We start from the raw sequence: 21639 nt of genomic DNA, 5'->3' as shown, positions 1-21639 counted from the left end.
GCATCTTTACATATAAAATCTAAAAAATTTTACTAAAAGCTTATCGTTACACTTTATTAACATTAAACAATAGATGTTAAAGGTTTAATAACTTTCAGGCTACATTAAAAAAACACTTCACTTATACATTTGCAATAACTCAATCAAAAATAAACCAAACCTATGAAGCACTTTAACGCATTATTAGTACTTATTGCATTTGCATTTGCGACTAAATCTTTACACGCACAAACCATAAAACCTTATTTACAGGCTGCAAAATCGGAGTCTGTTTGGGTAAGCTGGAAAACCGATAATGAAAATGGAACAAACCCAACGGTTATATATGGTTTAACCGCAAACAATCTTAATCTAAATGCGACAGGTACCCGTGTTAATTTAGAGCCTCAAGATCCTGGATATAATACGCCTTACCATTGGCACAATGTGAAGTTAATTGGGCTAACACCAGATACTGGATATTATTATCAGGTTAAAAGTGGTGCTTCAGACGAGTCTACTGTACATTACTTTAAAACCCCAAAAGCTGAAGGTAGCAGCTCTGGGAAACTGCGTTTTATCTTTTTGGGAGACCACCAGTTAATTAATTACCAGGGACAACCTTATTATAAATTTAATGAGTTGGTACAAGCAGCAAAAGATAAAGCTGAGCAGTTATACGGAACACCAATTGCAGACCATATTAATTTAATAGTTAATGATGGCGACCAGGTAGATTTAGGGAATTTAACCCATTACGAGAAAATTCATTTTGAAAAACAAAATATCATAACACCTAGCTTACCTTTAATTACAGCGGTTGGAAATCATGAAGTGTACGGCTCTATGGGTATAAATGCTTATTACGAGCATTTTATTTTAGACGATAATTTAACCTACCAAGGGATTAACTCTAATACAGAACGTTATTATGCGTACCAGATGGAAAATGTGTTATTTGTGGTATTCGACACAGAGTTACAAGGAAACACTCAAACAGCTTGGGGAAATGCTGTCATAAATGCGGCTAAAAATGATGCTAATGTGGATTGGATTATTACCACAGCACACAGACCTTTTCAGGCAGAGCAATACAGTAACGACTATTCTCCATGGTATAACACAACTATTTTACCAAATTTAAAAACAACCGATAAGTTTGTATTGCATGTAGCAGGACACCATCATTTATATTCTAGAGGGCAATTTAAAGACCATAATGGATACCATATGATTTCTGGTGGAACTGCTTGGCCACAATATTGGGGAGATTCTAATAATGAAACCGATCATGAAGAGACTATTGGGTCTTGGTCTAATTTTGCCTATCAGATTATGGAAATTGACAATGATGCTCAAGAATTTAAAGTACAATCTTACACCATTGGAAGTTTAACCACTTCTAAAAATAATGAATTGTTAGATGAGTTTCATTACAAGAAAAACAGTGCAAATCCAGACACGCCAACGGTAACAAATACAATTACCGCTCCTGTAAATTTACCGTATACGTTTAATAGCTCTGCTTATTCAACCACTTCTTCGGAAGCTTACTACTCTACACAATTTCAAATTTCAAGTGCATCAGATTTTTCTATTTTAGAAGTCGATCGTTTTAGAAGTAAAGACAATTTTTATGGTCCTGCTGCTACGACCGATGAAACAGCAAATATAGGTGAAGGCTTAGGGATTTTTGACTATACTGTAAATACCAATCAGCTTAATAACGGTACACATTTTATTAGAGTAAGACATAGAGACGAAAATTTAAAATGGAGTAACTGGTCTGCTCCTTTAAGCTTTACTGTAACAGGAAGTATAGACGGAACACCAAATTTAGAACTAAGCAGCACGTATTATAACGTGTCAGAACCTGTACAAATAGATTACACTAATGGTCCAGGAAATAATACAGACTGGATTGGTCTTTACAAAAAAGGGCAAACCCCTGGAGGTCCTGCAAGCACCTCTTGGAGTTATGTAAATGGAAATACCAGCGGAAATTTATCTCTAACTATTGCTAATAACGCTGCAAATAAAAATAGAGAGTATTTTGTAGTATTTTTTGAAAATGATACTTATACTGAAGTTGCTCCACGAAAAGAATTCTGGTTTGGAGACATCCCAACCTTAACCAGTGATTTTACAGAATACAACCTTGGAGATCCTGTAAATATTACCTACGCCAATTCTCCTTTTAATACCAATGATTGGATTGCAATTTATAAGGTTGGTTTTGAACCTGGAGTAGGCACCAATACGACTTGGCAATATACAGACGCTATAAATGGCACCAGAACGTTTAACAATTTACCTAAAGGCTACTATTATGCAACCTACCACATTTTAGATGGTTATAAAGAAATTGGAGAGCGTGTTTACTTTCAAGTTGGAGATCAAATTACCAATATTTCTACAAATAAAACGACTTACGATTTAGATGAAGAAATACAAGTGACTTTTAATGATGGTCCTGGTTTAGAAAAAGACTGGTTAGGTATTTTTAACGACGGTGATACTCCAGGAACAGACCAGTTATTTACCTATAAATATTTTGATGGTTTAGCAAACGGAACAACTACAATTTCTGAAACATCTGGAACTTCTGGTGAGCCAAACCAAGTACCGGATACTGTTGGAGATTATTTTATTGTAATGTTTACGGATGATAGTTATGATGAAGTCTCTAATCGTGTCTATTTTAATGTGGTAGATAATACCTTAAGTACCTTTACATTTGATGAAAAAGAAGGAAAAAACATTAAATTATTTCCTAACCCTATTGAAGATTTTGCTAAAATTGAAGCTAACCATAACATTTCAAAATTAGAATTATTCAATTTAAATGGTAAAAAATTATTCGATTTTAAAAATGTAAATAAACGCGAATTTAAACTTGAAAAAGGGCATTTAGCAAGTGGCACTTACCTTTTAAAAATTCATGCCGATAAAATTTACGAGATGAAAATCGTAATAAAATGAAGAGATTAAATGAATAACTTTTAAGCGAAGTACTTATTGTGCTTCGCTTTTTCAACTTTTAGACTTATGAAATTACTTAGTCTTATCTGTGTTCTAACCTACACCTTAATTTTTCATCCTTTAAAATGTACGTTTAGCAAAGTCACGTTTCAGAATAAAGAAAACATTACAATAGAAACACGCTTTTTTCTAGATGATTTATCGGAGCATCTTGCGGCATCTTACCGTTTAAAACACGCCGATTTCTCACAGTTAGACAGTTCTGGCACACAGGCTTTACAGCGCTATATTAATGAGCGTTATTATTTACTTGTTAATTCTGTAAAAATAAATCTTCAGATAGACCGGTTACATGTCTCGAAAGATGGAATTACGCTTAATGTATTTTTGTCTGCCAAAGCAACACCTACAGACAACATTATAATATATAATAATTTGCTTACAGAAGTATTTATGAATCAGGAACACAAGCTTATATACAATTCAAAACACTTCACCTTAAATAAATATCAACCCGAATTAAAATTACCTTAATGTTTATAGAATATTTTAAACTTGGCATTAATCATATTTTAGATTTAAGTGGCTTAGACCACTTTTATTTTATTGTAGCGTTTAGTTTGTTATATAGTTTATCCGACTGGAAAGTGGTTTTAAAATTAGTTACTGCCTTTACCTTAGGTCATTCTTTAACGCTTATTTTGGCAACTTTAGGCTATATTCAATTTAATATTGATGTTATTGAAATTCTTATTACCGTAACCGTACTATTTACTTGTCTTAAAAATTATTATCATTTATATAGCAATAGCCAAAAGAAAAGACTAGATACCATTAATTATCTTATTATTGCCGGCTTTGGTCTTATACATGGCATGGGCTTTTCCAGTTTTATTAAACACATGCTTTTTGATGATGAGAGTCTAATCAAAACATTAATTGCCTTTAATTTAGGAATTGAATTTGCCCAGATATTAATAGTCATGGCTTTTTTAACTTTCATGACGCTCATCCTAAGCTACACCGAACATAAAAAGCTATTAAAAGCTATAGTAAATACAATAATACTTGTATTGGTCATTCAGCTTTTATTTTAAATATTAAGTTATTTATGTGATAACTGTTTAAATTCAAATGAAGATATCCCGAAGAATATACATAACAACTGAAGTAATCATTTTAGAAGTATAATTTTCTAAACAGAGTTTGTTTTAATACTGAAACCTCACAACCTAAGTACGAAGTTGATTATATAAAGCTGCGCTTTGAAAACATAAAAAGGAGAAAAATAACATGAGCTTGCTCAATAATTATTTTTCTCCTTTTTTATTTATTCGTGACTCTGGAGGGATTCAAACCCACAACCGCTGGAGCCGAAATCCAGTGCGCTATTCAGTTGCGCCACAGAGCCGTTTATTAGGTTATGCTAATTGTGCTTTTACAATATTTGAAATGGTCTTCCCATCGGCACGACCGGCTAATTCTTTACTTACCAAGCCCATTACCTTACCCATATCTTTCATGCCTTCTGCACCAGTTTGAGCTATGACTGCATCTACAGCTTTCTTTATATCTTCTTCGCTCATTTCTTCTGGTAAGAACTGAGCAATTATAGCTGCTTCTGCCAATTCTGGCGCTGCTAAATCCTCACGGTTTTGTTCTAAAAACATGGCAGCACTATCCTTACGTTGCTTTACCTGTTTTTGAAGAATTTTTAACTCCTGCTCTTCTGTTAGTTCTTCTTTAGAACCTGTTTCTGTTTGAGCTAACAATATAGCCGATTTTACTGCACGTAAAGCCGTTAAAGCCGTTTGGTCTTTTTCTTTCATTGCGGTTTTAAGCGCCGTCATTATTTCGGTAGATAAACTCATGGTTTTTTTTGCTAAGTTAAAAAATAAAAATCCAAGTTTCAATAGATAAAACTTGGATTTTAGGATTAATTTATAGTCGGTTTTTAATCTACATTATCATGTAAGAACGAGTTATTACTACGTAATTGGATGTCATTATTATCATCCGTTCCAAGCATCGTTCTTGAAGAATTTAAGTCTGATGAATGCTGTCCTTCTTCCAAATCCAAACCTTGACGTTTATATGCAGGAATCTTTTCAATATCATCAATCTTCTGATTATTAAATTTGTAATTAAACGCTTTCATTTTTTTACGACGCTCGTCTGCTCTACTTTTTAACAATTCTGAAATAGGCAAGTTTAAAGGATCTGAAGTATCGGCATCCGAATCTTCTGATAAAACAGAATTATCCTCTAATGATCCTTTTACAAACATATTTAAATCGGCATCTTCTTCTTCATCATTATCTTTACTAGTAGTTTCAGCTACTTTATTAATTGATGATTCTTCCAAATCATAATCGTCTAACGCATAACGTACTTCTCCATTACTAGTTGATTTGGTAATTGGAATGATTTCTACTTCATCATTAACCTCAATATTTTTTTCATCGTCTGTAAGTTGATGAATTACTGGCTTCACTTCTTTAACCGTTTCTATTGACGCTTCTACTTGTGGTTCATTTTTAGCTTCAGGTTCTTTCTCAACAAAATCCATAGATTCGTTAAAAGGTAAATCGAAAGTCAAAGTTATTTGTTGTTCTTCTTCTTCAACCTCTTCTTCCTCATTTGCTGTTGCAGAAGACGTAATTACAAAATCATTAAAATCCTCTACATTAACCTGAACTTCATCATAAACCACATTTATATTTTTTATTAATTCACTCGTTGGTATTAACTCTAAATGGTTTGTTGGTTCTGTATGTGGTTTTTTTTCTGTTGATTTTTGAATAGGCTCTGTTACAGCTTCTACATCTTCATCAAGATCCAGCGTGTGCTTAATAATTGGCTCTGGTTTAGGCTCGTTAACCGGTTGAGGTTTTGCGGGAGCAACAATTGTTTTTTGAGCAGACAAATCTTGTTTCATACTTTGGTCGTCTTCCAAAGAATGAATTACTTTTTTAGTTTCTAAATTAGTAATGTCGTTTTGCTGCTCGACATCAAAACCCGTTGCTATAATAGTTACAGAAATTGAATCTTCTAAACTATCATCCTCACCAACACCCATAATTATGTTAGCGCCATGACCAGCTTCAGATTGGATATGGTCGTTAATTTCTCCTATTTCATCAATAGTTATTTCTTGACTACCAGAAACGATTAGCAACAATACGTTTTTAGCTCCGGTAATTTTATTATCGTTTAATAAAGGTGAATCTAATGCACTTGTAATGGCTTCTTGAGCTCTATTTTGTCCTGAAGCAGTTGCAGAACCCATTATAGCAGTACCACTGTTACTTAAAACCGTTTTAGCATCACGTAAATCGATGTTTTGTGTGTAGTGATGTGTTATAACTTCGGCAATACCACGAGATGCAGTTGCTAAAACCTCATCTGCTTTAGAAAACCCTGCTTTAAAGCCTAAGTTTCCATAGACCTCACGTAGCTTATTGTTATTAATAACGATTAGAGAATCAACTTCTTTTCTTAATTTTTCAATTCCTAACTGCGCTTGTTCATTACGCATTTTCCCTTCAAATTGAAAAGGAATTGTTACAATACCAACCGTTAAAATGTCTAAATCTTTAGCCATCTTTGCAATTACAGGAGCAGCACCAGTTCCTGTTCCTCCACCCATTCCGGCTGTGATAAACACCATTTTTGTATTAGTGTCTAACATACGTTTAATTTCCTCGAAGCTTTCTACTGCAGACTGCTCTCCAACATGCGGATTTGCACCTGCTCCTAAACCTTCGGTTAGGTGAACTCCTAATTGGATTTTATTAGGCACTCCACTATTTTGAAGTGCTTGAGAGTCTGTATTACAAATGACAAAATCTACGCCATTTATACCTTGCTGGAACATGTGATTAATGGCATTACTACCACCTCCACCAACGCCAATTACTTTTATGACGTTAGATTGATTTTTTGGTAAATCAAATGATATGCTTTCGAATTCGTTGTTGCTGCTCATAAATTCTAATTTTGCTGGTTTACTATTCTTTTTCTTTTCTTTATTAATTTTTTATTCTGCATTGTCTAAAAAATCCCTCACACGTTCGGCTAAACTGTCTAGTAACGAGCGTCTTGGTTTTTTAACTTTTTGCACTTCTTCTTGAGGCTGCTCTTCTTCTTCAACTTCATTACTTAAAACTTCTGAAGCTTTGCTTTCTTCTTCTTCAGCTTTTTCTTTTTCATTAGCTAAGAACAAATCTGCTGCTTCTTCACGTTGACGCTGCTGGCGTTTTAAACCATCCATTACTAATCCAACCGCGGTTGCGTATAATGGACTTGTTAATACATCATCACTTTCTCCTGCTAAATGCTCATTTGGATAACCAATTCTGGTATCCATTCCTGTAATATATTCTACTAACTGCTTTAAGTGCTTTAATTGAGCACCTCCACCGGTTAGTACAATACCTGCTATTAATTTTTTCTTTTGCTCCTCATGTCCGTAGTTTTTAATTTCTACGTACACCTGCTCTATAATTTCCACCACTCTGGCATGAATAATTTTAGATAAGTTTTTTAATGTAATTTCTTTCGGTTCGCGACCTCTTAATCCTGGAATAGAGACAATTTCATTGTCTTTATTTTCTCCAGGCCATGCACTACCAAATTTCACTTTTAATAATTCGGCCTGTTTTTCTATGATAGAACAACCTTCTTTAATATCTTCGGTTATGACATTTCCTCCAAAAGGAATAACTGCAGTATGGCGGATAATTCCATCTTTAAAAACTGCTAAGTCTGTAGTACCACCACCTATATCTATTAAGGCAACTCCTGCTTCTTTTTCTTCCTGACTTAATACCGCATTTGCAGATGCTAATGGCTCTAGTGTAATGCCGTCTAATTTTAAATTAGCGCTTTGCACACATCTACCAATATTTCTAATAGATGACACTTGCCCTACCACGACATGAAAATTAGCTTCTAATCGCCCGCCGTACATTCCAATAGGTTCTTTAATTTCTGCCTGACCATCTACCTTGTATTCTTGAGGTAAAACATGGATGATTTCTTCTCCGGGCAGCATTACTAATTTATGGACCTGACCAATTAAGCGGTCTATATCTTCCTCACTTATAACCGTTTCCGAATTTGGTCTGGTAATATAATCGCTGTGTTGTAAGCTTCTAATATGCTGTCCTGCAATTCCTACAGTTACACCATCTATTTTTTCTGAAGCTTCTGCTTCGGCCTCTTGTATAGCCAGTTGTATAGACTGAATAGTTTGCGTAATGTTATTAACTACACCACGGTGAACACCAAGACTTTTAGATTTTCCAATCCCTAAAATCTCAATTTTACCATACTCGTTTTTACGACCAATCATGGCCACAATTTTTGTGGTACCTATATCTAATCCTACTGCAATATTCTGTTCCATAACTTAAACTTTGCTACAAACAACTTGGTTATCAAATTGCAAATTCACGGTTTTATACTCATTTAACGTCTTATCCTTAGTGGCTTTTATAAAAAAAGCTTTCAGGTTATTGACTTTTTTTTCTAAATTTTCAAGTGATCCAACAATCACTTCAAAATTAGTCTCTCTTAGTTTTAAACTAATTAACTCATCTTTATCCTGATGAATTTCAATGACCTGTTTTTTTAAAAACGAATCATTTAACACAGCATGCGCCATTTGGTATACTAGATTTAGCTTTTGCTTTGAAACTTCACCAGTTACAAACGGAACACGTTCTGTATAGTTAGCCGATAATGGCATGTAGCCACCATTACTATCTATATAAAATTGTTGCTGACCCATAACGCGAGCTATAGGTTGTTTTTGCAATACTTCTGCCTTTAAAACACCTTGCGCATTCACATAAACCTCTGCATTAGAGATCATTGGATTTTTCAGTAAGGACTGCTCTAAACCATTCAAATCTAAAGCTTCTTTTGTAAGGTTTTTATAAGCTGGATGATTTTGTATTAACAAGTTACTAACAGCATCACTCGTTATAAAAAGGTTATTGGTGCCTAAAAATTCTATTTGAGGTTTGCTTACCAAACGCTTTTTATTCCTTGATGTGGCAAATGAACAGATAATCACTGTAAAAATGGCTAATAAGCTTATTTTTATGTAGTTATAATTAATTTTCATTTAACAATCCTTTTTTGATTTGCTTAACCTGTTCCCCAATATCTCCTGCACCCAAACTTAAAATCACTTTGTTTTTGGTTGCCTTTATTTCTTCAACCAGATCTGATTTGTTAATTACTTTTTTGTTTGGATTTATTATCATTTCCAATAACCAATTTGAGTCTACACCTTCTATAGGCATCTCTCTAGCTGGATAAATATCTAACAGTAAAATGTCATCAAATTTTGATAAACTATCGGCAAATTCCTGACCGAAATCTTTAGTTCTAGAAAACAGGTGTGGCTGAAACACAACAGTTACCGAAGTATCCGGATACATCTCCCTAACAGCTTGATGTACCGCATTAATTTCTTCTGGATGATGTGCATAATCGTCTATATACACTAAATCATCTGTTTTTATTTGATAGCTAAATCTGCGTTGTACACCTTTAAAATCGGCTAAAGCCTTTTTCAAATCTTCCGGATTACAACCTTGTTTTAATGCCATAGCTAATGCTACGGTAGCATTAGACAAATTATGTCTTCCTGGCAAACTAAACGTAAAACCTGCATACGTTTCTTGCGGCGTTTTTAAATCGAAATGATAGCTTCCTTGTTTTATAGTTACATTTTGAGCAGTATAATCGGAATTATCTTCAACACCATAAGTTAAACCATCTATAGGCAGGCCATTTTTAACAAAAAACACACCTTCAGGTTTTAGTCTTTTAGCGAAGTCGTTAAACGACTCATGCAAGGCTTCTTTGCTTCCATAAATATCCAGATGGTCGGCATCCATTGAAGTGATACACGCAATATCTGGAGATAATGTTAAAAATGAGCGATCAAATTCATCTGCTTCAATAACACTTACCTCATCACCATTTAGTATTAAATTACTGTTGTAATTTTCACTAATTCCGCCTAAAAAAGCGGTTAATTTCACCTCACAAAAACGTAATAAGTGTCCTAAAATTGAAGTGGTAGTCGTTTTACCGTGAGTTCCAGCAACTGCTAAACTAAAGGTGTTTTTAGTAATTAAACCTAAAACTTCACTTCGTTTTAAAACATCGAACCCATTATTTTTAAAATAGGCTAATTCCCTAGAATCTTTTGGCAAAGCAGGTGTATAGACCACCAAAGTATTATGATGGTTAAAATAATTTTTAGGAATATTGGCTACAGAATCGGTATAATGAATTTCTATATCTAAATCATCCAAGGTCTGAGTTAAATCGGTTTTTGTTTTATCGTAACCCGCCACCATTTTACCCATAGCTTTAAAATAACGCGCCAAAGCACTCATACCAATTCCTCCAATACCTAGAAAATAGATATTGGTATAGCGAATATTTGCAGTATGTGATGTTGTCGTACTCATTATTTTTTTAATAGTTTTTCAACTTCGTCTACAATAGCTTTAGTTGCATTTGTAAGGGCCAGTTGTTTTATATTTTGAGATAATTCAGCTTGTTGTTCAGCTGAATTTAGTAATGCTGAAAACTGCGCTTCAAACACTTCTTCTAATTTATTTTGTGGGATTGACAATGCAGCATTTTTACTTACTACAGCTTCGGCATTTTTAGTCTGATGGTCTTCTGCTACGTAAGGCGAAGGAATAAACACAACAGGTTTCCCAACAATACATAATTCTGAAACAGAACTTGCTCCTGCTCTAGAGATAATTACATCTGCCGCAGCATAGGCTAAATCCATTCGATTTAAAAAAGTATGTACCTGAATATCTTCTGTTGCATTATATTTTTCAAAACGCTCTGCATATAACTTTCCACATTGCCAAATAACTTGAATATTATTACTTTTGAAATAGTCTTGTTTCGATTCAATTAATTCATTAATAGCTTTTGCACCTAAACTCCCACCTAAAACTAATAGTGTCTTTTTATCTTTTTTTAAGTTGAAGAATTTTTGAGCTTCTTCTCCATTTTGACTTACATCTAACAAATCCTGACGCACAGGGTTTCCTGTTTTAATGAGTTTTTCTTTTGGAAAAAAGCGCTCTAATCCGTCATACGCCACACATATTTTATTAGCTCGTTTAGCTAACAGCTTATTTGTAATACCAGGATAAGAGTTTTGCTCTTGCACCAAGGTTGGCACTCCTTTTAAATTTGCCATTTGCAATAATGGGCCACTAGCAAAACCACCAGTACCTATAGCGACATCTGGCTTAAATTTGTTTACAATTTTATAAGCATTATATAAACTACTCGCCAATTTAAATGGAAACGCTATATTTTTTAAAGTTAAAGCACGTTGAATGCCCGTAATCCACAAACCCTTAATAGCATACCCCGCCTGAGGCACTTTTTCCATCTCCATGCGATCTTTTGCTCCAACAAAAAGAAACTCTGCTTCTGGGTAACGGCTTTTAAGCTCGTTAGCTATGGCAATTGCAGGATAGATGTGACCACCTGTACCGCCGCCAGAGAGTATAATTTTGTAATGATGTGATTTACGAGTTGTCATTTCTATTTTTATATTCTTATCTTTTCTTTTTACATCGCTTCAGAAAGCACTTCCAAAGGATTATCTTCTAAATCTTCGTCTAAATCGTTAGACTCTTTTTGTTTTAACTCTTCACGTTTAGCACTTACGCTTAAAATAATTCCTATAGCTAAACATGACATCCAAATACTGGTACCTCCACTACTTACAAATGGCAAGGTCTGTCCTGTAACTGGGAATAATTCCACCGCCACAGCCATATTTATTAATGCTTGAAAAATGATAGGAATACCAACTCCTAAAACAAGCAGTTTTCCAAATACAGAATCGCTTTTTTGAGCTACAATTACTATTCTAAAGAGTAAAAACATATACATAAGCAGCAAGAACAATCCACCAATCATTCCGTATTCTTCTATAATAATTGCAAATATGAAGTCGGATGACGACTGAGGCAAAAAGTTTTTTTGAATACTTTTACCGGGTCCAACACCTTTTATACCGCCAGAAGCAATTGCTATTTTAGCTTTTTCAATTTGATAATCTTCTTTGGTATCTGCGTTATCGGAGAAATTTTCAATTCTGCTTATCCATGTATCTACACGATTAGGCATAGCGTCTGGAAATGCTTTTGCTACCAACACGAACATGATAAAACCAATTAGACCTGCTCCAACAATTGCTGCCAGATACCGAATTGGATAACCTCCAAGAAAGGTTAATACCAATACCATTGAAAATATAATAGCCGTAGTAGAAAAGTTACTTGGTAAAATAAGCATTAAAACCAAAAACACAGGAAACCACAGAGGCAGAATGGTCTCTTTAAACGACACCTTTTCATCTTTTATTTTTGATAGGTATCGCGCCACATAAACCATTAAAACCACCGAAGCAAAAGTTGATGTTTGAAACGAAACGCCCACAATAGGAATTCTAATCCATCGGCTGGCATTAGCACCATCTATAGTGGTGCCTTGAATCATGGTTATAATAAGTAAAACAATTACTAAAGGCAACATGATTAACGACAGCCCTCTAAAGTAACGGTAAGGAAATTTATGTACGCCATACATAATTCCAAACCCCATAAGCAAATGAATAAAATGCTTTATAAAAAAAGTAAATGTGTTTCCAGAACCTGTAACATATGCTAAATTACTGGACGCACTATAAACCGGTAAAAACGAAAATATAGCCAACAGCGCCACCAAAGCCCAGATTAGCCGATCTCCTTTTATGTTATTAAACACGGTTTTCATTTCCATTACTTTCCTTTAAATGCTGTATTAAATACTTTTTATAGTTGTTTATAAATTTCTTACAGATGCTTTAAACTGTCTCCCACGGTCTTCGTAATTTTCAAATAAATCGAAACTCGCACACGCTGGAGACAACAACACATTATCTCCTGCTTCTGCTATTTTGTATGCAATCTTAACAGCTTCACTCATATATTCAGTTTCTACAAGAATATCTACCATGCCACTAAAGTTTTCCTTTAATTTCTCGTTATCCTTACCTAAACATATAATTGCCTTAACCTTTTCATTTACAAATGGAAATAACTCTTTATAATTATTACCTTTATCTACACCACCAACAATCCACACGGTTGGAGCCTCCATACTTTCTAGGGCATAATAGGTCGCATTTACATTAGTTGCTTTAGAGTCGTTAATATATTGCACCTTATTTATTTTAAGCACATTCTCTAAACGATGTTCTACACCTTGAAAATTCTCTAAACTTTCTCTAATAGTTTGTTTTCTAATTTTTAACAAACTGGCTACGGTAGCTGCAGCCATAGCATTTTTAATGTTGTGATTTCCGTTTAAAGCTAGATCTTTTGTAGGCATACTGAATGTGTTGTTTTCTAAGGTTATTGTAAGGTTGTTATCTGATAAATAAGCACCATTTTTAAAAGTTTTGACTAATGAAAATGGTATTAAGGTTGATTTTATGTCGTGTGTATTTATGTACTCGTTAAGAATCTCATCGTCCGCATCGTAAATAAGAACATCATTTTCGGTATGGTTTTGAACAATGCGAAATTTAGACGCTACATAATTTTCTAATTTATAATCGTACCGATCTAAATGATCTGGTGTAATATTTGTTATAATGGCAATTTTAGGATTAAAAGCGTAACAGTCGTCCAGCTGAAAACTACTAATCTCTAACACATAATTTGGTGCATCTTTTTGTAGAACCTGTAAAGCAAAGCTGTCGCCAATATTACCTCCTAAACCAACTTCCAATTCTTTTTCCAAAATGAAATGAGTTAATCTGGCAGTCGTTGTTTTACCATTACTTCCTGTAATAGCCACACAAGTTGCATTAGTAAACTCTGAAGCAAATTCGATTTCTGAAATAACTTGAGTCCCGTTTTCGCGAAGTTGTTTCACAAGCGGCGCTTTATCTGGTATTCCTGGACTCTTCATAACCACATCGGCATCTAAAATTTTAGATTCGGTATGCTGCTGCTCTTCAAACGTGACGTTATTATCAATTAGCGATTGCTTATAATTTTCTTTAATCGTTCCCTTATCTGAAACAAAAACATCATAACCCTTAGCCTGAGCTAAAAGCGCAGTACCAATACCGCTTTCGCCAGCACCTAAAACCACTATTTTTTTGTTTTGTTTCATTTTAAATTATTATCTAAATTCTCTTCTCTGTATTCTTTTACTTACCTCAACTTCAAGGTCACAATAGAAATTATGGCTAGAAAAATTCCTATAATCCAAAATCGTGTTACAATTTTACTTTCATGAAAACCACCTTTTTGATAATGATGGTGTAAAGGAGACATTTTAAATATGCGTCTCCCTTCTCCAAATTTCTTTCGTGTATATTTAAACCAGCTTACTTGAAGAATCACCGAGAGTGATTCTGCAAAGAAAATTCCGCATAACACTGGTATTAATAATTCTTTACGCACCGCAATTGCAATTACCGCGATAACACCACCAATAGTTAAACTTCCTGTGTCTCCCATAAAAACCTGAGCAGGATAGGTGTTGTACCATAAAAACCCAATAAGTGCTCCTACAAAAGCAGCTATAAACACCACGAGTTCACCCAAACGCGGAATAAACATGACGTTTAAGTAATCTGAGAACACAATGTTACCAGATATAAAAGCAAATATGGCGAGTGTAAACACAATAATGGCAGAACTCCCCGCCGCTAATCCATCTATACCATCGGTTAGATTTGCACCATTAGACACTGCGGTAACAATAAAAATGACTATTGGAATAAAAATTAACCAAGCATACTTACCAGTTTCATCTCCAAACCATGTGGTAATTTGTGCATAATCAAACTCATTATCCTTAACAAATGGAATAGTTGTTTTTAATGACTGCTCTTCTTCATTAAACTCCATAGGAGAGTTTTGTGTGATTTTTTCTGTTGAATATTTTGGGTTTATTTTTTCCTGCTTAATGGTTACACCTGGATGAAAATACATGATCGCGCCAACAAAGATCCCCAAACCTATTTGCCCAAGCACTTTAAATTTCCCACTTAAACCGCCTTTATCCTTTTTAAATACTTTTATATAATCGTCCGTAAAACCTACAATTCCCATCCATATCGTGGTTACAATAAGCATGATTACATATATATTTTCCAGTTTAGCTAAAAGAAGTACAGGCACTAGCGTAGCAAGAATAATAATAATTCCTCCCATGGTTGGCGTTCCTGCTTTTTCAACCTGACCTTCTAGACCTAAATCTCTAACCGATTCTCCAACCTGCTTTTTTTGTAGCAGTGTAATGATTTTTTTTCCGAATATAGTTGAAAACAACAATGACAAAATAATAGCTAATGCCGCACGAAATGTGATAAATTGAAACACACTCGCTCCGGTAAGCTGGTATTGTTCTTCTAAAAATTCGAATAAATAGTATAACATCTGGTTGTTTATTTGCTTAAATTCTTTTTTACTTCTCTATTTATTATTTCTCTAATTGTTTCAACAATTGTGTCACAATTTTTAAATCGTCAAAATCCGATTTTACGCCTTTAACATCTTGATACGTTTCATGTCCCTTACCTGCTATTAGGATAATATCACCACTTTCGGCAAACTGACAAGCGGTTTTAATAGCTTGTTTGCGGTCTGAAATAGACATCGTTTTTTTAAAATGTTGTGGTTCTACACCTTTTTCTATTTCCTCAATAATAATCTCCGGATCTTCATGTCTCGGATTATCGCTAGTAAACACCACTTTAGTACTTAATGCAGATGCAATATGCCCCATTTTTGGACGCTTTGTTTTATCGCGATTCCCGCCACAACCTACTACCGTAATTAAATTTTCGTTACTTGTGCGAATAGAGTTTATGGTTTCTAATACATTTTTTAAAGCATCTGGCGTATGAGCATAATCTACAATTGCCGTTATATTTTGATCTGAAATGATATATTGAAAACGACCACTTACACTTTCTAGAATGGACAACAATCTTAAAATCTCTTGCTCTTCTAATCCTAAAAGCTCTGCTGTTGCGTAAATTGCCAACACATTATAGGCATTAAAATTTCCAATAAGCTTCGTCCAAACTTCTTTATTATTTATTTTTAGCAGGAGACCTGTTAATTGATTCTCTAAAATTTTCGCCTGATAATCAGCTATACTTTTCAAAGCATAACTTATCTTTTTAGCTTTGGTATTTTGAAGCATCACTGCTCCATTTTTATCGTCTACATTAGTTAAGGCGAAAGCCGATTTTGGCAGCTGGTCGAAAAAACGCTTTTTAACATCGCGATATTCCGCAAAGGTTTCATGGTAATCTAAATGGTCATGACTTAAGTTGGTAAATATGCCACCTTCAAATTGTAAGCCTAAAGTCCTATTTTGGTGGATACCGTGAGAACTCACTTCCATAAAACAAAACTCGACGCCTTCACCGCTCATTTCAGCTAAAAAAGAATTGATACTTATAGAGTCTGGCGTGGTATGCGTTGCAGGAAATTCTTTATCGTCTACCATTACTTTAACTGTAGATAATAAGCCTACTTTGTAACCCGCATTTTTAAAGAGTTGATATAAAAGCGTTGCGATAGTGGTTTTACCGTTAGTTCCTGTAACTCCAACTAATTTTAGATTTGTTGATGGATTTTCGAAATAATTAGACGCCATAATAGCTAAAGCCACACTACTATCTTTTACAACTATATAAGTTACCGCTTCATCTAATTGTTCTGGCAACACTTCGCAAATAACAGCAATCGCTTTTTGGTTTATAGCGTTTGAAATGTATTGATGACCATCTACAACACTTCCTTTAATAGCAAAAAATACATCATTTTCTTCTACTAATTTAGAATTGAACTGAAGCGCATTTACACTAACCGACGTAGAACCAACTACACTCTCGATTGCCACTTTATATAGTATGTCTTTTAAATTTTTCACGACACTTCTAATTCTATAGTTTGATTTGCTTTTACTTTTATGCCTTTAGAAATGGACTGCGATTTTACGCGTCCCGTTTTATTAAACACCACTTTTAAGCCCATATTTTCTAACAGCGCTACCGCATCCATAACCGGTAAACCCACTACACTTGGCATAATGGTAATATAAGTTCTTGCCTTATCGTTATAACTGTTATAGTCTTTAGTTAACTGGACGGTTTCTGCGTTAAGCGATTTAATTTCTTCCTTAATTGGTGTATCTGTAAATATCTTTTGAGCCACTTTTTTAAATACTGGACCCGACACATCTGCACCATAAAATCCTTTTTTAACTTTAGGCTCATGAATAACAACTATACAAGAATATTTAGGATTTTCAGCTGGAAAATACCCTGTAAAAGATGAAATGTATTTAGGATTTTCTTCCCATCCATCTTTCCAGTATTCAACTCGTGTAGTTCCGGTTTTTCCCGCCATAGAAAAGTATTTTGAATACAAACTACTACCCGTACCTCTTTCTACTGTATTTTTTAAAATTTCGTGAATTTTATCTAAAGTTTCTTTTGATGCAATTTGATCTACTAAAATCATTTCGTCAAACTTCTCTATAGACTTACTGTGCTCTTTTACCTCTTTAATAAAGCGAGGTTTAACCATTTTACCATTATTTGCAATTGCATTATAAAATGCTAAAGTTTGTAGCGGTGTAAGTCTAAGGTTATAGCCATATGCAATTGAAGGCAATGCATTACGGCTCCATTTTTTGTCTCCTGGTTGAGGAATATCCGGCTTACCTTCACCTTTAATAGCAACACCTAAGCGTTCATTTAAATGCCAAGATTTTAATTTGTCTATAAATTGCTGTGGATTATCGGCATAAGCATCATCTATTAAGGTTGCCAAACCAATGTTGGAAGACACCTCTAAAGCTCTCGCTGCAGAGATTTTACCATAACCACCGGTTTTAGAATCTGTAATATATCGCCCATAAAAGTGTTTTTTACCGCGACCTGTATCGACTATGGTGGACGTGTCTATTTTCTTATCTTCCAAAGCCACCATAAGCGCCATTAACTTAAAAGAACTTCCAGGCTCGTGAGACTCTCCAACTGCATAATTTAATTTTTCGTAATAGGTATTGGTACTTGTTCTACCAAGATTAGCTATGGCTTTTATTTCTCCTGTTTTTACATCCATTACTACCACACAACCGTGCTCCGCTTCATAATACTCCAATTGCTCCAATAATGCGTGATGTGCAATATCCTGAATGTTGACGTCAATCGTAGTGTACACATCATAACCATCAACCGGCTCTACATGGTCATAATCTACAATAGGCTTCCATTGTCCTTTTCCTATTTTCTGCTTTAAGCGCAACCCATCTTTTCCTTTTAAATAGCTTTCTCCAAAAGCACCATCTATTCCTGGACGAGTTACATTTCCTGCTTCATCTTTACGCTCATAACCAATCGTTCTTTGCGCAACTACACCTAATGGATATTCGCGCTTAGTCGATTGCTCTACAATTAAACCACCTTTGTAAGCACCTAAGTTTAGTAATGGAAAACTTCTGAATCTTAAATATTGTGAATAACCAATATTACGAGCTAATAGTAAATAGCGACTTTTGTTTTTACGTTCTTTTCTAAGCTTCTGAGTATAATATGATGAGGGCTTCCCAAAATACACCGATAGTGAATCTGACAAACCTTTAATATGTTTTTCGAAATTTTTATTTGAAGACGCCAACGCATCAAAGCGGATATCGTACTTAGGAATGGAAGTTGCCAGTAAGTTTCCGTTTGAAGAATAAACGTTACCACGATTTGCAGGAATAACCATTTCCTTGATATCGCGTTTATCGGCCATTTCACGGTATTTATCACCTTGAATAAACTGAATGCTAAATAATTTAAATACCACAGCAATGCCGAAGATGAACATACATCCAGCCACAAAATACAATCGGTTTAATATGCCCTTTTCTTGTACTGCCACGTTATTACTTACTTGTTTTTACTATTATTTTATTTGGTGGAATCTCGGAAGGCGCAATGCTTTTCTCTTCCATTCGCTTTACCACATTAGATTCCATTTTAAGTTGCATTAACTGAGTTCTCCCATCAAAAAGCGCAGAGCGCAACTCTTTAACCTGATCTGTCAATTTTGCAATTTCATGAACTTTTTTATCTGCACTATGCGAGCTTGCTATCATTATAAGAGCTAATACTGAAATAAATATGATGATGCGCCAGTTTTTAAACGAATCGTCACTAACCAAAAACTTACCTCTTAATATGTCATTAAACTTACTCACTAACTTTTTCTGCTATTCTTAACTTTGCACTTCTTGCGCGATTATTAAGTTTTATTTCCTCTTTTGAAGGCACTACTAACCCACCCACTTTTTTTAATGGCACTGAAAAATTACCGAACATATCACGTTCTGGCTCACCTTCAAACAATCCATTTCTTATAAAACGCTTTACTAATCTATCTTCTAAAGAATGGTATGATATCACACTTAATCTTCCTTTTTCCGTCAAGATTTCCGGCGTTTGCGCTAAAAACTCTTTTAACACTTCTATCTCCTGGTTCACTTCAATACGAATCGCTTGATAAATTTGCGCCAACACTTTGTTTTCATGTCTTGGTGGCAAAAATTTAGCTAGAACCGTTTTTAATTGTTCACTAGTTTTTACAAGCGCTTGCTCACGAGCTTCCACAATTAAACGCGCCATAGCCGGAGCCGCTCGTAATTCTCCATATTGAGCTAGCACCGAACGTAATTGTTCTTCATCGTAATCATTAACCACATGATAAGCCGACAGTTTTGAATTTTGATTCATTCTCATATCTAAATCTGCTTCAAAACGGGTAGAAAAACCACGTTCTGCCACATCAAATTGATGCGAAGACACTCCAAAATCTCCCAGAATACCATCTACTTCTTTAACTCCATAAAAACGCAAAAAGCGTTTTATAAATCTGAAATTTTCATGAATTAGAGTAAATCGAGAGTCGTCAATAGTATTTTCCAATGCATCCGGATCTTGATCGAAAGCAAACAATTTACCGTTTTCACCTAGACGACTTAAAATCTCGCGACTGTGTCCGCCACCTCCAAAAGTAACATCTACATAAACTCCGTCAGGCTTAATATTTAAGCCATCTACAGTTTCTTTTAATAATACTGGATTATGATATGCTGTCATCGTCTTCATCATTTCCCATTACTTCTTCAGCTAAATCTGCAAAATCCAGAGTAGCTTCATCTATAGCGGCTTCATATTTCGTTTTATCCCAAATTTCAATAATATTTACTGCAGAAGACAACACGGTTTCCTTAGAAATTTGTGCAAAACCAACTAAATCTTTTGGGATTAAAAGTCTTCCATTCGCATCGACCTCAACCATTTTAACACCTGCAGTAAAACGACGGATAAAATCGTTATTCTTCTTTTTAAAACGGTTTAACTTGTTAATTTTCTGCATTAAAACTTCCCATTCTTGCATTGGATACAATTCCAAACAAGGTTGAAAAACAGCTCTTTTTATAACAAACCCATTTTCCAAAACAGGAGACAACTGCTTTTTCAACGCAGCAGGAAGCATTAACCTACCTTTTGCATCTACTTTACATTCGTATGTGCCTATTAATGAGTTCAAAAGAAAATTTTTATTTAAAACGTTTAAAGTTCAAATATATTGAAAATATTACCACTTTTTACCACAAAAACCCACTTTGTTAATAACTTATCCCATTTTAAAATCTATTTACACAACACAAAACAACAGTTAATCTGGATTTTTTGAACAAAAACCACATTAGGTATTGGTTTTTAACTGAATTAACTATATTTGTTTCTGTACAGATTTTTACAAAAATTAATGGCAGAACAATTAAAAAAAGATGGCAAGTTTCACTACCTAGAAGTTGGTGAAGGCAAGCCATTATTAGTGCTTCATGGTTTAATGGGCGGATTAAGTAATTTTGATGCTGTAACAACTTTTTTTAGCCAAAAAGGCTATAAGGTTATCGTACCTGTATTACCTATATACAGCATGAGTTTGCTAAGAACCAATGTGAAAGCTTTTTCTAAATATGTTTTTGAATTTATAAAATTTAAACAGCTTGAAAATGTTATTGTCTTAGGAAACTCCTTAGGCGGGCATATAGGACTTTATCTTACTAAACAACATCCTGAAATTGTAAAAGCCTTAGTAATTACCGGTAGTTCTGGACTTTATGAAAGTGCTATGGGTGGAGGTTATACCAAAAGAGGAGACTATGAGGTCATTAAGAAAAAAGCACAAGATGTTTTTTATGATCCTGCTGTGGCAACCAAAGAAATTGTTGATGAAGTTTACGAAACTGTAAATGACCGAAATAAGCTTATTAAAACGTTAGCAATTGCAAAAAGTGCCATACGTCATAACATGAGCAAGGAGTTGCCTAAAATGACTACAGAAACCTGTATTATTTGGGGTAAAAATGACACTGTAACTCCTCCTGAAGTGGCTGAAGAATTTAATAAACTTTTACCTAATTCTGAATTATTTTGGATAGACAAATGTGGTCATGCGGCTATGATGGAACATCCTGAAGAGTTTAACCACATTTTAGATGCTTGGTTGACAAAACATAAATTCTAAA

The 21639-nt window shown here is 34.5% G+C and carries 18 protein-coding genes and 1 tRNA gene; 4 read left to right on the top strand and 15 right to left on the bottom strand.

The window, feature by feature from the left end:
* The first annotated feature begins 162 nt into the window (after window positions 1-162).
* From C7H52_RS00225 to C7H52_RS00215, 3 genes are all read left to right on the top strand, one after another.
* On the top strand, window positions 163-2961 hold the full coding sequence (locus C7H52_RS00225) for a fibronectin type III domain-containing protein (protein ID WP_106461870.1): 2799 nt from the start codon (window positions 163-165) through the stop codon (window positions 2959-2961).
* 66 nt (window positions 2962-3027) lie between these two features.
* The gene (locus C7H52_RS00220) at window positions 3028-3495 is read left to right on the top strand and encodes a DUF6702 family protein (protein WP_106461869.1); all 468 of its coding nucleotides are present in this window, start codon (window positions 3028-3030) and stop codon (window positions 3493-3495) included.
* Window positions 3495-4058 carry a HupE/UreJ family protein gene (locus tag C7H52_RS00215; protein ID WP_106461868.1) on the top strand — a complete coding sequence of 188 codons (564 nt, stop codon included), beginning with the start codon at window positions 3495-3497 and terminating at the stop codon, window positions 4056-4058. Before C7H52_RS00220 ends, C7H52_RS00215 begins: the two co-directional genes overlap by 1 nt.
* A 240-nt stretch (window positions 4059-4298) precedes the next feature.
* On the opposite strand, the gene C7H52_RS00210 is transcribed toward C7H52_RS00215, so the two are convergent.
* The 15 genes from C7H52_RS00210 to mraZ all read right to left on the bottom strand — a co-directional run bounded on the left by C7H52_RS00210 (window position 4299) and on the right by mraZ (window position 20651).
* Window positions 4299-4372, bottom strand: a tRNA-Arg gene (locus C7H52_RS00210).
* Between the two features lie 10 nt (window positions 4373-4382).
* Window positions 4383-4832 (bottom strand): GatB/YqeY domain-containing protein, encoded by a 450-nt coding sequence (locus C7H52_RS00205; RefSeq protein WP_106462059.1) that lies wholly within the window; start codon window positions 4830-4832, stop codon window positions 4383-4385.
* A gap of 83 nt (window positions 4833-4915) precedes the next feature.
* Window positions 4916-6949, bottom strand: coding sequence for a cell division protein FtsZ (gene ftsZ, locus C7H52_RS00200; RefSeq protein WP_106461867.1), 2034 nt, complete (start codon window positions 6947-6949; stop codon window positions 4916-4918).
* Between the two features lie 51 nt (window positions 6950-7000).
* Window positions 7001-8371: a cell division protein FtsA gene (ftsA, locus tag C7H52_RS00195; RefSeq protein ID WP_106461866.1), complete on the bottom strand. Its 1371-nt coding sequence runs from the start codon at window positions 8369-8371 to the stop codon at window positions 7001-7003.
* Between the two features lie 3 nt (window positions 8372-8374).
* The gene (locus C7H52_RS00190) at window positions 8375-9094 is read right to left on the bottom strand and encodes a cell division protein FtsQ/DivIB (RefSeq protein ID WP_106461865.1); all 720 of its coding nucleotides are present in this window, start codon (window positions 9092-9094) and stop codon (window positions 8375-8377) included.
* On the bottom strand, window positions 9084-10457 hold the full coding sequence (murC, locus tag C7H52_RS00185) for a UDP-N-acetylmuramate--L-alanine ligase (protein ID WP_106461864.1): 1374 nt from the start codon (window positions 10455-10457) through the stop codon (window positions 9084-9086). Before murC ends, C7H52_RS00190 begins: the two co-directional genes overlap by 11 nt.
* Window positions 10457-11566 (bottom strand): undecaprenyldiphospho-muramoylpentapeptide beta-N-acetylglucosaminyltransferase, encoded by a 1110-nt coding sequence (gene murG, locus C7H52_RS00180; RefSeq protein ID WP_106461863.1) that lies wholly within the window; start codon window positions 11564-11566, stop codon window positions 10457-10459. The genes murC and murG overlap by 1 nt, the downstream gene beginning before the upstream one ends.
* Window positions 11567-11595: 29 nt before the next feature.
* Window positions 11596-12807, bottom strand: coding sequence for an FtsW/RodA/SpoVE family cell cycle protein (locus tag C7H52_RS00175; protein ID WP_106461862.1), 1212 nt, complete (start codon window positions 12805-12807; stop codon window positions 11596-11598).
* A gap of 48 nt (window positions 12808-12855) precedes the next feature.
* The gene (gene murD, locus C7H52_RS00170; protein WP_106461861.1) at window positions 12856-14196 is read right to left on the bottom strand and encodes a UDP-N-acetylmuramoyl-L-alanine--D-glutamate ligase; all 1341 of its coding nucleotides are present in this window, start codon (window positions 14194-14196) and stop codon (window positions 12856-12858) included.
* A 41-nt stretch (window positions 14197-14237) separates the two neighbouring features.
* The gene (gene mraY, locus C7H52_RS00165; RefSeq protein WP_106461860.1) at window positions 14238-15470 is read right to left on the bottom strand and encodes a phospho-N-acetylmuramoyl-pentapeptide-transferase; all 1233 of its coding nucleotides are present in this window, start codon (window positions 15468-15470) and stop codon (window positions 14238-14240) included.
* 43 nt (window positions 15471-15513) lie between these two features.
* A complete protein-coding gene (locus C7H52_RS00160; protein ID WP_106461859.1) occupies window positions 15514-16977 on the bottom strand; it encodes a UDP-N-acetylmuramoyl-L-alanyl-D-glutamate--2,6-diaminopimelate ligase in 1464 nt (487 codons plus the stop codon).
* Complete coding sequence (locus C7H52_RS00155; RefSeq protein WP_106461858.1) at window positions 16974-18926, bottom strand: penicillin-binding protein; 1953 nt, start codon at window positions 18924-18926, stop codon at window positions 16974-16976. Before C7H52_RS00155 ends, C7H52_RS00160 begins: the two co-directional genes overlap by 4 nt.
* 58 nt (window positions 18927-18984) lie before the next feature.
* Window positions 18985-19299 carry an FtsL-like putative cell division protein gene (locus C7H52_RS00150; protein ID WP_106461857.1) on the bottom strand — a complete coding sequence of 105 codons (315 nt, stop codon included), beginning with the start codon at window positions 19297-19299 and terminating at the stop codon, window positions 18985-18987.
* Entirely contained in the window at window positions 19292-20197 is a 906-nt protein-coding gene (gene rsmH, locus C7H52_RS00145; protein WP_106461856.1) for a 16S rRNA (cytosine(1402)-N(4))-methyltransferase RsmH, read from the bottom strand. The genes C7H52_RS00150 and rsmH overlap by 8 nt, the downstream gene beginning before the upstream one ends.
* Window positions 20181-20651, bottom strand: a complete 471-nt coding sequence (gene mraZ / locus C7H52_RS00140; RefSeq protein ID WP_106461855.1) for a division/cell wall cluster transcriptional repressor MraZ — start codon at window positions 20649-20651, stop codon at window positions 20181-20183. Before mraZ ends, rsmH begins: the two co-directional genes overlap by 17 nt.
* Window positions 20652-20873: 222 nt before the next feature.
* Here mraZ and C7H52_RS00135 point away from each other — a divergent pair, with 222 nt between their 5' ends.
* Complete coding sequence (locus C7H52_RS00135; RefSeq protein WP_106461854.1) at window positions 20874-21638, top strand: alpha/beta fold hydrolase; 765 nt, start codon at window positions 20874-20876, stop codon at window positions 21636-21638.
* The last annotated feature ends 1 nt before the right edge of the window (window position 21639 follow it).

Source organism: Aurantibacter aestuarii (assembly GCF_003008425.1).
In the GTDB taxonomy this organism is placed as follows: domain Bacteria; phylum Bacteroidota; class Bacteroidia; order Flavobacteriales; family Flavobacteriaceae; genus Aurantibacter; species Aurantibacter aestuarii.
Note: the sequence above shows the minus strand (reverse complement) of the source record. Positions and strands in the feature narration are given on the sequence as shown.